This window comes from Catalinimonas locisalis, assembly GCF_038039535.1.
In the GTDB taxonomy this organism is placed as follows: domain Bacteria; phylum Bacteroidota; class Bacteroidia; order Cytophagales; family Cyclobacteriaceae; genus Catalinimonas.
Map to the genome: position 1 here is coordinate 139887 of NZ_JBBPHP010000011.1, position 12542 is coordinate 152428.

9 protein-coding genes are annotated in these 12542 nt (G+C 41.2%); 5 read left to right on the forward strand and 4 right to left on the reverse strand.

Annotation, left to right across the window (positions count from 1 at the left end; all coding sequences use genetic code 11):
- The first annotated feature begins 59 nt into the window (after nt 1-59).
- From WJR50_RS15950 to WJR50_RS15965, 4 genes are read left to right on the forward strand one after another with little or no spacing between them, the layout of a single operon-like run.
- Entirely contained in the window at nt 60-1190 is a 1131-nt protein-coding gene (locus tag WJR50_RS15950) for a T9SS type B sorting domain-containing protein (RefSeq protein ID WP_341294305.1), read from the forward strand.
- A gap of 3 nt (nt 1191-1193) precedes the next feature.
- Nucleotides 1194-2264 carry a PorP/SprF family type IX secretion system membrane protein gene (locus WJR50_RS15955; protein ID WP_341294306.1) on the forward strand — a complete coding sequence of 357 codons (1071 nt, stop codon included), beginning with the start codon at nt 1194-1196 and terminating at the stop codon, nt 2262-2264.
- Between the two features lie 12 nt (nt 2265-2276).
- The gene (locus WJR50_RS15960; protein WP_341294307.1) at nt 2277-4748 is read left to right on the forward strand and encodes an OmpA family protein; all 2472 of its coding nucleotides are present in this window, start codon (nt 2277-2279) and stop codon (nt 4746-4748) included.
- A 50-nt stretch (nt 4749-4798) separates the two neighbouring features.
- Nucleotides 4799-6796 carry a tail fiber domain-containing protein gene (locus tag WJR50_RS15965; RefSeq protein ID WP_341294308.1) on the forward strand — a complete coding sequence of 666 codons (1998 nt, stop codon included), beginning with the start codon at nt 4799-4801 and terminating at the stop codon, nt 6794-6796.
- A 1-nt stretch (nt 6797) separates the two neighbouring features.
- On the opposite strand, the gene WJR50_RS15970 is transcribed toward WJR50_RS15965, so the two are convergent.
- The 4 genes from WJR50_RS15970 to WJR50_RS15985 form a co-directional block, all read right to left on the reverse strand.
- Nucleotides 6798-7415, reverse strand: a complete 618-nt coding sequence (locus tag WJR50_RS15970) for an outer membrane beta-barrel protein (protein WP_341294309.1) — start codon at nt 7413-7415, stop codon at nt 6798-6800.
- A gap of 38 nt (nt 7416-7453) precedes the next feature.
- Nucleotides 7454-8746, reverse strand: coding sequence for a dipeptidase (locus WJR50_RS15975; protein ID WP_341294310.1), 1293 nt, complete (start codon nt 8744-8746; stop codon nt 7454-7456).
- 84 nt (nt 8747-8830) lie between these two features.
- The gene (locus WJR50_RS15980) at nt 8831-9343 is read right to left on the reverse strand and encodes a gamma carbonic anhydrase family protein (RefSeq protein ID WP_341294311.1); all 513 of its coding nucleotides are present in this window, start codon (nt 9341-9343) and stop codon (nt 8831-8833) included.
- Between the two features lie 71 nt (nt 9344-9414).
- Entirely contained in the window at nt 9415-11289 is a 1875-nt protein-coding gene (locus WJR50_RS15985) for a DUF4114 domain-containing protein (RefSeq protein WP_341294312.1), read from the reverse strand.
- Between the two features lie 227 nt (nt 11290-11516).
- On the opposite strand from WJR50_RS15985, the gene WJR50_RS15990 reads away from it, so the two are divergent.
- Nucleotides 11517-12530 carry an alpha/beta hydrolase gene (locus WJR50_RS15990; protein ID WP_341294313.1) on the forward strand — a complete coding sequence of 338 codons (1014 nt, stop codon included), beginning with the start codon at nt 11517-11519 and terminating at the stop codon, nt 12528-12530.
- The last annotated feature ends 12 nt before the right edge of the window (nt 12531-12542 follow it).

Sequence of the window (12542 nt, forward strand, 5' to 3'; positions counted from 1 at the left end):
AGATTTTTACTTCAAAAATTGTCTGCTTACTGGCATTAGTATATGTGTGTTTCATAAATGTGAAACTTGAAGCGCAGGCACTTTTTGTAGGTGGTGATCAGGAATTTTGGGTAGGTGAAGGTGGGGTGCTCACTCTGAATGGCAGTGCTGAAAATAATGGAGAAATCACAAACCAGGGAGCGATCAGTATAAATGGTAATTGGCATAACCGGGGCCAGTACCAGGCAGCTACCGGATTATTTACCCTTAGTGGTAATGAGACCCAAACTTTTGATCACAGTGGGCAGGAAATTTATCAACTGGATATACAGAATGGCGGAGATAAAGTTCTTCTCTCTGATGTCAGCATATCTTCTGTACTTAATCTAAACAGCGGTATTCTGAGGGCCGAAAATGATGCAGTAGTATATCTTGATGCTGATGCTCAGTCAAACGGGGGAAATGCTACTGCGTTTGTGGAAGGGAAAGTTGTCAATACAGGAACCGGGTACAAACATTTTCCACTAGGATTAGGTGAACATTATATTCCATTAACGCTACTTGATGTGCAGGGGAATAATCCCGTTATCAGTGTTGAGGTTCTTGAACCACATCCCGAGCCTGAGGGGTTGAACGGACTGGAGAGTGTTTCCTCTACCCGCTATTGGCGACTGAATGTATTAAATGGGAGCTATGAAGGTTCAGTAGTAAGGGTTAGGATAGTAAATGATCCTGATTTTAATTCGCTCACCGGTCTGGTAGTAGCTGCTGCTCCGTCTGTGTCAGCCACTTATGAGAGTTTAGGGGTTTCTGAAGTAGTAGGCAGAGTAGAGGATGGAAATATTACAAGTGCTGACCCTACAAATCTTTCTATCATTACTTTGGGGTTGAGTGCGGAGTTTTCTGAAAGAGGGAAAGTGTTAGTGCCAAATGCATTTGCGCCGGATTCGCCCCTGGAAGAAGATAGGACATTGTCTATCTTTGCCGTCAATCTTTTGCCAGAGAACTTTGTTTTCCGCATTTTTAACCGTTGGGGTAAACTGGTATACGAAACCACTTCTCTGGATGAAGCTTTACAAACAGGATGGAATGGGGTCAATCAGGAAACCAATCAGCCTGCTCAGTTTGGTGTTTATAGTTATTATCTGAGTGGAAGGTTCACTAATGATGAAACAGTGACTCAAAAGGGTACACTGACACTTTTTCGTTAATGTATGCAGCGTACTTTTTTACATATCCTAAAAAGGAGTATTCCTTTATTTTTTCTGATCACTGTGCTTTGTACAATGCACACAATGGCACAGGAAGCGCGCTTTTCTCAGTATCAGACGGTCCCTCTTTTAGTCAATCCTGCTTTTGCCGGCACTCAGTCTGATTACGCTCTACATCTCAACTATAGAGTACAGAACATTGGTTTACTGGCTTACCGTACCGGTTACTTTTCTTTTACCATGCCCTTATATGATCAGTCTCAGGATCCCCGGCATGTAGGCGGTCTTTCATTAGGAGCCATCAACGATATGGCTGGTGATGCAGGAGAGATCAAGACAAATGGAGTAAATCTATCAGGTGCCTACAGCTTGCTTTTTGACCGTTACGGCGTACAGTCACTCACCTTTGGACTTCAGGGTGAATATATGCTCACAAGTATAGACTATGGAGTACTCAACTGGCCTTCACAGGTCACTTACTATGGGTTTGATCCAGGGCGCCGCCCGGTTGATGTGATTGAAGGCAGAAACAGCTTTGTCAGGTTTAATGCTGGGATGATATGGTCATACAATCCGGCAAACAATCAGTTGAATTCAGACCAAAGGCTGAAACTCTTCACAGGTTTTGCAGTATCTAATCTGAATTCACCCTCTCAAAGCTTCTTGCAGGACAACACTTATGAGCTACCCTTGCTTTATAAAGTTCATGGAGGGGCAGAAGTAATGTTGGGTGAAAAAATGAGCCTGGCACCGGATTTTATCGTAATGCTACAGAATGGGCTCTCTCAGTTTACACTGGGTACATTATTAAATTTTGAGAAAGATGTACGTTCTACCAATAACCCTAATCTGACCAGAATTAACCTGTTTGCCGGTGCCTGGTATCGTTCTACTGATGCCCTGATCCTGCTGATTGGAGCTTCAAACCGTAGATTTAATGCAGCTTTAAGTTATGATATCAATACTGTTCCTGCACAAGCCGGGATAGATAGTCAGGGGGCGGTTGAACTTTCTTTGGCGTTAAAGTTTTTAAAAGAAAAAAATCTTAAAAAAATATCGTCACCGCTTTTTTGACCTGCCTGAATTATGCGTGTAAATCATAAATACATAGCCAAGCTTCAAAAAAGTGCTTATTATTATTTAGCAGTGATTAGCTGCATATGCTTTCTTGCTTTAAGCGCTGCACCGGCTCAAAGTATAGCACAGGCTGACAATTATTTTGATGCTCAGCAGTATTACAAAGCCTCACAGCTTTATCAAAAATTAGTTTCAAAAGACAGTACCCACTATCAGGCAGCTTACCAACTCGCACATTGTTACCGCTATCTTTACAAATATCAACTGGCTGAAAAATACTATGGTACTGTAGTAAGAAATGCCAACAGAAATTTTGACCTCGCTACGTATTATTATGCTCAAATGCTGAAATATAATCAGCATTATGAAGAAGCTTTATTCTGGTACAATCAGTTTCTTGAAAATTTTCCTGAAAAGTCATCCAAATACGTCACTCAGGCAGAAAGAGAGAAAGAAGGCTGTATTCAGGCTTTGCTGGCTCAATCTAATGATAACCTTCAACTTACCCGTCTGCCTGGTGAAATTAATACTCCTGACTATCAGGAATTCGCCCCGGTAATTTATCAGCAGGATTCTGTCATCGCCTATAGCTCTACACAAATTGATACCCATGAAAAGATCAGTAATAGATCGGGTGAAGGTTTTTCCAATCAATATCTGGTAAAGAAAGATAGTCAGCAGTGGAGAGATATTTCGCGCGAAACAAATTTCAATCAACTCAACACCAAATGGTCAGATGCCAACGGTTCTTTTACTGCTGATGGCATGTATTATTATTTTACACGATGCAGCCCTGCTTCAGATGGTTTTTGCCATATCTATGTATCAGTACAAAAAGATGGAAAATGGCAGTCAGCTGAACCATTGGAAGCAAAAATCAATGCCCCAAAAAGCAATACCAAACACCCATCAGTTTCCGCAGGTGGTGATACACTGTTTTTTGTCTCGGATAGGTCAGGAAGCCTGGGAGGAACAGATATTTGGATGTGTGAGCGTGTAGAGGGAAAGTGGACAACGGCAGTTAATCTTGGAAGAAATATCAACTCTGAAGATGATGAAATCTCTCCGTTTTATAGCAGCAAATATAATTTACTGATTTTTGCTTCGGATGGACGACAAGGCATAGGAGGGATGGATCAGTATATGACAGAATTTAGAAATGGTCCGGAGTCAACGACAGTTGCTTTATCTGCTCCCTTCAACTCCAGCAAAGATGATTGTTACATGGTACTGGGAGAAAATACTGCATACATGGCTTCCAATAGAGAAGGTAGTTTTGATATTTATCATATTAAGAAACCTAATGGACAATCCTTCACCAAACTATTACAGGGGATTTCTTCGCATCAGGTTGCCAGACAACAAAACAAAGGGGAGGTATTTGAAGATATTATCACTGACTACTCAGTTTTGATGTCTCAACAGGAAGAAAACCTGACAGTTATGCGCTCAAGCGGACAGGATTATTTACGAAATGGATCTTCTCGCTTTGTACTAAGTGCAGATGTTAATGATATTTTGCTAGAGCAGTTACGGGATGAAAAGGCGTTGACCGAAGGGAGTACTTATACCCCTGTAAGCGAGAATAGTGCGGACACTTTATCTGAAAACAACCTTCTGGTCTCATTTTCTACATTCCAGATTAGTAGTGATGAGATGGTTGAGATCAGTGGTTCGGTATACTACAGAAATCAGGTAGATACTCCAGTAGCCAGGCTTAGCTTATATCTGCTGGACGAAGAGGGAAATATTACCAAGATTACCACTACCAATGCTCAGGGAGAATTCAGGTTTGTTAATTTGGAGGCTTCAGCCTCGTACCAGATTCGTTATTCTGAAACTGCTGAAGGTGAGCAGCAAAGTTATAAAATGGAAAACTTACGAGTTTTTGGGTATGGCAATGACTTTGTGACACTTCATTTTGAAAACATATATTTTGACTTCAATCAATCGTATCTCAGAAGTGAAGCTAAAGTAGCGCTTGATCAGTTGGCTGAATATCATAGTCAGTATCCTGAATCGGTTATTGAAATCAATGCTTTTACAGATAGCACAGGTAATGATGTTTATAATCTGCAATTGAGTCGAGAGCGAGGTCAATCCGCATTTAACTATCTGTTGGAACAGGGTGTGGATCGCTCAGCTTTGGTATTCAATGCCAAAGGAGTATCTACTGCAATTGAATCCTCCAACTCATTCATCAGCCAGCAACTCAATCGTAGGGTAGAATTTTATGTGATGGGGAAAAACCTTGAGTTTGAACAGGAAGTTGTAACCCGGATGCTAAGACCTAAAATTACCCTTTATACCCTGGCCAATGAAACAGGCATGAGCCTGGAAGATATCAAGCAGCTGAATGGACTTAGTGGTAATGAACTGCAAGCTTATAAACCTATAAGGTTATATCGTTGGGCATATGAACAAGCACAAGGGTTGTTTTATCAAATGCAGCTTCGTTCTGAAGATACAGATTATCAGTGAAGTGTATAAAAATAATGCTAAATTGTGAAAAAGATGTAATTGGTCTGAATATGAAGTTTAACGTAAGATACTGTTTGGCGTTTGTGGGAATCATTTGTTTTGTGGGAGTTCATCAGGCTTGGGCACAAAATAATGTAGGTATTGGCACCAGAGAACCTAATAGTAATGCTGCACTACACATTGTGGCTTCTGAGGGAGATCAGGGTTTACTTATTCCTACTCTTACTACAACTCAGCGGGAATCCTCTAATTTAGTATCACGCTTGAGCAGTACTGAGAATGGACTTTTGGTTTTTGATCTTGATCTCAATACATTTTTCTACTGGATGGATGGTCAGTGGCAGCCTATCTTAAGTGGTAGTATTACGCAGGGTTTAATTGGTGGAGAAGGAATAGAGGTTTCTGCTGATGGTACAATTACGAATATCGGAGATACTGATTCTACCAATGATATCACAACTTCTACCTTAGCAGAAGGAGATATTGAAGGTACATTTTCTACCCTTAGCATTGCACCCAATGCTGTAACTACAGAAAAGCTTGCTGATGGCGCAGTCACTACAGCAAAGGTAGCCAATAATAGTCTGCTTCCTCAGGACTTGCAGTCTCCGGGTGCAGGTAAAGTACTGATTACCACAAGTGGTGGCACTGTTTTCTGGGAAAATCAATCCATTTTCGGAATCACGTTCTTACCCAGAGGTAGAATGTATATTGGAGACAGTGAAAATAAGCCTTCTCCCGTAGATGTGAGAGGGGAGGGCAATATATTGATTGGTAATGGAACCTCTGCCAATAGCCTGGCTATTAGTGGAGATATGAGCCTGAGTAGTACTGGTGACGCGCAAATTCAGGCAGATGCAGTTACTGCCAATGAGATAGCTAGCGGAGCAGTGGGTACGGATGAAATTGCCGATGGACAGGTAGGCTCATTGGATATGGCTGATCTGGCTGTTACAAGTGCTAAACTGGCAGATGATGCTGTTACATCCTTGAAGATTATTGATGGTACGATTGTAAACGCTGATGTAAATGACGGAGCGGCTATTACGGGCACCAAAATTACTCCGAATTTTGGAGCACAAGATATAAATACCAGCGGTAATCTTAGTGTGCAGGGTATTACTACGAGCGGAAATATTGCTGTCACTGGAAAAGCTACATCGGCAGCTACTCTGGGTACGGATGACCCGAACACGCTTACTACCAAAGGTTATGTAGATGCTCTGAATACCGAGGATTTGACGGAGGGAAATGGTATTACTACATTCTCTTACGATGGTTCAGTAGCAGCTACTGTAGGAGTAAATGCCGGAGCAGGCCTTGGTTTTGATAGTGGAGGCGCTTTAGAAATAAGTGATTTAGCAATCAGTACCACTAAGTTAGCTGATGGTGCAGTTTCATCTTCAAAAATTGCGGATGAGACAATCATTAATAACGATATTTCAACAATTGCAGGAATAGACGGAACAAAGATCAGCCCTAATTTTGGAACTCAGGATGTGAGTACTACCGGTAATATTAGTGCTCAAAATATTACTGCAGGTGGTAAAGCTACCTCTGCTGCTACTTTGGGTACTGATGATGGAAATACACTTACTACTAAAGACTATGTTGATACTGAAATTGCGAATGCAGTAAGTAGTGACCGTCGCCTCAAGAAAGATATTCAGCCTCTTAATAATACACTTCAAGGTGTACTTAAACTAAAGCCCTCACAATACAATTGGAAGGATCCTCACAAAGGAGGCATAAGTTATGGACTGATTGCTCAGGAATTGGTTGAAGTTTATCCAGACCTGGTTAGAGAACGTAGTGATGGGTATCTGGGTATTGATTATTATGAGCTCATCCCTCTGCTGATCAAAGCGATACAGGAGCAACAGTTACAGATACAGCAACTTCAATCAGAAAAATCAGTTGTCTCAAACAAAACTGAGGTAAAAGCTGAACTACAAGAGCTGCGAGATGAAAACCAACAACTAAAGCAGGAAATAGAAGAGATTAAAAAAGCACTGGGTCTAAAAGCAGAAGCCTCTCCTGAAGAATAAGTTACCACGCATAGCTCACTCCTGCACTGATAAAGTAGGGTGAGCCTACAGCTAATTCTCCTCCAACTCGTAAAAAGTTATTGATTGGAATCTCTCCACCCAAAAGTATAACTTGAGGAGCAAAGGCAGCTCCCAGGGCAATGTTGATATACTGATCAATATCAAAGTTTGGGTCTCCGGTATGGGTGTCGGCTCTCCAGTTGGATATGCCCAGTCTTACTCCTGAGTACAAGCGGAAGGTACTGCTGGGATTATACCAAAATAATGCTCTTGCTGAAAAATTTAGCCTGGTAAGCTCGGCACTTATATTTTCGGTGATTGTTTCCCCTCCCGACTCGTACTCATAGCCATCATAGTAAGCACTGATCTGTTGATAAGCCAGGCCAACCCCTAAACTCACCCTGTCATAGAAAAAATGATTGTATTCCAGGTGTAATGCAGGACTGGAACTAAAACGAATATCATCTACTACATTAAAAGTATTGGCAATATTAGCCGACAATCCGATCCAACTCAATCCTCCTTGTAACTGCACATGATGCTTTTGCTGATTCTGCGCTTTAGCGCTCCCTACCAAAAAGATAAAAAAAATGGTTATAGCGATATGAATGTTTCTCATACAGCTATAACCATCAAAATTTGGGAAAGATTATATCTTTAGCTTAATTCTTCAGAAACATTTTGTACTTCCTGCCAGACTCTGAACACATTTTTATAGCAAATCTTGGCAATATCCTCTTCAGAATAACCTCTTAATAGTAGCTCTGCAATCAAATTTGGATACTCAGAAGCATCCTTAAGCCCCGTAGGAAGTGTATCACCCACACCGTCAAAGTCTGATCCAAAGCCGACATGGTCTACTCCTACTAATTTGACTACATGGTCTATATGGTCTGCTACTTTCTTTACGGTAGAGTAGGCGGGGTTCTCTTTCATATATGTTTCAATATAGGCTTGCGCGGCAGAATCTTCATAAGTGAGATTGTTTTCTTCTAGCCATTCGCGTATATGTCCTCTCACTACTTCTGATTTTTCACGAGATTCATCATCTACAAAAGTAGAGCCGAAGTTGATCTGAATTACCCCACCGTTTTCAGCCAATGCTTTGATCATCTCATCATTCATGTTACGCTCAAAGCCGGGAACAAACTCCCGACAAGAGGAATGAGAGGCAATAACCGGAGCCTTGGTGATCTTCATGACATCGTAAAATGTGCTATCAGAAATGTGAGAAACATCTACCATGATCCCTACTTTGTTCATTTCCTGTACTACTTCTTCTCCAAATGGACTCAATCCATTCCATACCCTTACAGAATCATAAGAAGAGTCACAAATCTGGTTGACTTTGCTATGGGTAAGCGTAATATAGCGGATGCCGCGGTCGTAGAAATATTTTACATTAGCCAGGTCATCCCCTATAGGAGCACCATTTTCCATGCCCATAGGTAAAGCAATAAGTCCTTTTTCAAAATGAGCTTCAACATCCTGCGGACTGGTAGCAATAGCAAATTTGTCAGGATATTTTTTTGTGATTCCTTCTACCAAAGTGATGAGCGAATCAGCTACTTCTTTAGCACGGTTCTTTTCTCCTTCCAGCAGATTACCATATTCGTGGTCAAAAGCAGCCTGATAGGAGGCTGGAATATAAATGGACATAAAAGGAGCATCAAGCCCGCCTTCTTTGGCTTTTACGTAATCAAAATCACCATCAGTCTCAACGGAAGGATCAACAAACTCGCGTTCCAGCCTGAAATTTGCGATTCGCATGCGATAGGGGAGATCAATATGTCCATCAATGATGATATACTCTTTGGCAAGTGCTAAAGCTTTTTCCTCTACATTTTCTTCAGTAACCTCAGCTTCACCTTGCTGCGCTTCGGTATTACAAGCAGAAAGGAAGGCTAAGCATAGAGCGGAGAGTATTAAGGTTAGGTAATAATTTTTCATGTGTAGTTATTTACAGATAGATTATTCTCAATTCTATTGAAAAAACCTAAATATATAAAGGTAATTGATAACAAATTAAGAATATTATTTTTTATACCATTGTGAATACTTAATGTAGTTCTGCGCTATTCTTTCCATCATAGCCTTGTTTTCCGGACCGACGGTTTTTACTTTTTTAGCAGGAACCCCTGCATAAATACTGTTAGCTTCTACGATAGTATTTTCAAGTACTACTGCGCCAGCAGCGATCATAGCTCCACTTTCTACTACCGCATGGTCCATCACAATAGCACCCATTCCTACCATCACTTTGTCTTCCAGTGTACAGCCATGCACAATTGCTCGGTGCCCAATCGTTACATGATTGCCGATATGGGTAGCGGCCCTCTCATAGGTGCAGTGAATAACTGCTCCATCCTGAATATTGGAATGGTGACCAACGGTGATCTCATTGACATCAGCTCTTACTATTGCATTAAACCATACGCTACAGTGATCACCCATACTGAGTTCTCCGACCAGCGTAGCATTTTCAGCAATGAAGCATTCTTCTCCCCATTTTGGGGTAAATCCTCTTACAGAAATTATATGTGCCATATGCAAAAATAAAAAAACCGCCCAATTATAGGGCGGTCTTGATTTAAGTTTAGGTAGTTAATGTTTTTGTATCAATGAATAGGTGTCAGCTTTGAGAAATCTACACTATTGGCATTGGTGGGCTCCAGGAAGAAGATGACATCGTCATAATCTTTGTCTCCACCAGGCAAGCGTATGTCTTCAAAGGTGAGTATGCCTAAAGGATGATCCTCTGCTCTGAGCAGTAAGCTCGCCTGACGATACTCCTCCGGACGGTCAGTGTTTAAATATTTACTGGTGAAGTGTGTGTAAACGCCTGAAGTTACATCAGATCCATCCCAACCCTTGGTGATAAGGAAGAATCCTATGGCCATTCCTGCTTTCAGATTTGTCAGACAAACTTTATCTCCTTTTCGCAGGCTTCCCCCACTTCCCTCAGCTGATGCATTGGCATATAGAATGGTCATGTTTTCAATGTCTTCTCTGCTGCTAGGTGGATTTTGAGGATCGTAAATATAGTAGCCTAATGTATTTTTGAAGAGGGTAGCCTCACTATAGAAAGTGATTTTCAGATCAGTATCTTCTTTAATGTAAAGGTCGCTCACTACTCCATCAGCAAAGTAGTCAGGTTTTCTTTCTATTAGATTTTCTGTTTCAATAAAATTATTGGTGATCAGATTTTCCAGATTTTGATCTACTTCAGTAGCCTCTTCACATAAGTTTTTGGGCGTGCCATCGTCTTCCCATTCATCTCCGGGGATGTAGTCTCCATCACCAGGGTTATAGTTTACAATTTCAATAATTTTTAGCCCGCCGGTTCCCGTGGCTACAAACATCACCTGCCCACGACTTTCTACATAATTGGCAGACGCCTGAAATCCTACGCTACCGATCAGACTGGTACTATTAGCGCTTTGCGCTGACAGATACATACCTGCGGCACCATTGGCACAAAAGATTTTCTCCTCATTGACAGATACACCATTAGTTACAATCATTTCTTCATCAATACCATCCATTAAAGGTAAGCCCATTTCTGAAAGTATCTCACCCGTCTGAAAATCAAGAATTTTAAGACCTTGCTTACCTGCTGGCAAAAAGATTTTGTCATTCGTAATATTCAGAATGGATTTGGCTTCGGGAATGTCAGCTCCCCCTGCATTATATCCGTTCACATAGCTATTGTCAGCAGTACGGTAGATTTTCACTCTGGCAGGAGTACCCTGCATCACGGCATAGTATTCATCATTAAAAGCGATAGAGCGCGCATCATCCATTCCAGTAGAGGAAACCTCTTCTAGCGTTTCTTTGTCCAGCACGGTAATTCCTCCATGTGAACCGGAAGTCACATAAATATTACTGCCATATACTTTCACATCGGTAGCCACGAAGCTGGAAATATCTACCATTTGGCTTTCACTTCCTTCAGTAGAAGGATAGTCTATTACTTCCAGTATAGCATTTGAGTTTAAGTCAAAATCTTCGGTATTTTTTGTAGCACCCGCCAGATAAATTTTGCTATCTGCGTAAAATACAGAACTGTAGTCGGTATCTTCCACAATCATTTGAAAGATAAGTGAAGGTGCCTGAATATTACTGATGTCGAATACTTCCACCCCTCCTCTGTACTCTGGTCCTTCAGTATTATAAGATACAAATGCTTTATTGCCTTCAATAAATACGTGAGAAGCTCTCAGTGTATGACCATCAGACTCAGGAGACTCAACCTCAGCTCGCATGACTAGTACATAGTCTGAACTTCCAGAGGTTACATTTTTTAAACGTGCGTTATTTTTTGCCATATCTTCAGGAGCATCGTACAAAGACAGCATTTCCTCATATTCAGGAATACGAACCCGGCTGTTTAGATCTGTTTTGTTACTGTTGAAACTAAATCTGTCATTACTCTCCTCTTTCTCAATGCTATCTTCATGGCAGGCATTAAACGCTAAAAGAAAAATTAGCATGAGTAGTGACAGTAATTTATTATTTATGGGCTTTGACCTTTTCATATGATTGAATATTAATAATTCAACAATCATGTTTACATTCACAAATGTAATAATTTTTATAATAATTATAAAATATTAATAATAAATATAATTTTAATAATAAAAATTAAAGAACAGTATATAAGATGAGTCAGGTGAAATAAAAACTAGTAAACCCAAAAAATTGCTGCTAAAACCCTTATTTGCTAACTTTCCTGAGAAGTACAGTAGAAAAGTTTTATGGCGAATATTCGCTGGCACTATATATCTTACAAATGAAGAAGTCGGGAATTAAAAGAAGAAAATTCATTCAAAACACCTCTTTACTCTTTGGAACAGCTGGTTTAACTACACTTTCTACCATGATGCAGGATGATAAGCCTCGCGATCCCAATCCACCCTTTTTGGGTGAAGAAATCAACCTTTGGGATGATGATTCACCGAATAATGGAAGTCATGAAAATTATCGCCCTAAGATTCGTTTGTACTTCCCTTCGCTTAAGGGAGCCTTGTATGAGGGTAAGAAATTTCCGGTAGTATTGATTTGTCCGGGAGGCGGCTATATGCGGCAGGCCCATCATGAGGGGCAACCTTTTGCGCAATTATTTGCCTTGCACGGCATTGTAGGTGCAGTGCTTACCTACAGAGTACATCCTGACCTCTACCCTGCAGCCTATGCCGATGCTACCCGGGCCATGCGTATTTTGCGTTCCAAAGCTGAGCAATACCAACTGGATACAGAAAAAGTAGCCATCATGGGCTTCAGTGCAGGAGGACACCTGGCTTCTACCGTGGCTACCCAGCCGGAATTGTACCAAGAGCCGGAAGACGATTTGGCAGGGCAGTTTTCTGCCCGCCCTGACAGAGTGATTTTGGGGTATCCGGTGATTTCCTTCGGCGAATATGCTCACGAAGGATCAGTCAAAGCTCAGCTAGGTCAAAATCCTAACCCACAAATGAAGGAGCAACTCTCCAATCAAAAGCATGTCACTGCTGAAACACCGCCTGTCTTTCTATTTCATGCAGCAGATGATGGAGGAGTACCTGTGCAAAACAGTCTGATGTTTGCCAATGCCTGTCTGGAGAATAATGTTCCGGTAGAACTGCATGTATTTCCCAAAGGCGGACACGGTATGGGGATGGCTTTAGAAAACCCCAGCCTTAGCATCTGGTCAGAAAACCTCATGAACTGGATGGGAGACTGGAAGTTGGGATAGGTTTACTATGCC

Coding starts and splice junctions, on each gene's coding strand:
- WJR50_RS15955 (WP_341294306.1), top strand. CDS start 1,194: ATGCAGCGTACTTTTTTACATATCCTAAAAAGGAGTATTCCTTTATTT.
- WJR50_RS15960 (WP_341294307.1), top strand. CDS start 2,277: ATGCGTGTAAATCATAAATACATAGCCAAGCTTCAAAAAAGTGCTTAT.
- WJR50_RS15965 (WP_341294308.1), top strand. CDS start 4,799: ATGAAGTTTAACGTAAGATACTGTTTGGCGTTTGTGGGAATCATTTGT.
- WJR50_RS15970 (WP_341294309.1), bottom strand. CDS start 7,415: ATGAGAAACATTCATATCGCTATAACCATTTTTTTTATCTTTTTGGTA.
- WJR50_RS15975 (WP_341294310.1), bottom strand. CDS start 8,746: ATGAAAAATTATTACCTAACCTTAATACTCTCCGCTCTATGCTTAGCC.
- WJR50_RS15980 (WP_341294311.1), bottom strand. CDS start 9,343: ATGGCACATATAATTTCTGTAAGAGGATTTACCCCAAAATGGGGAGAA.
- WJR50_RS15985 (WP_341294312.1), bottom strand. CDS start 11,289: ATGCTAATTTTTCTTTTAGCGTTTAATGCCTGCCATGAAGATAGCATT.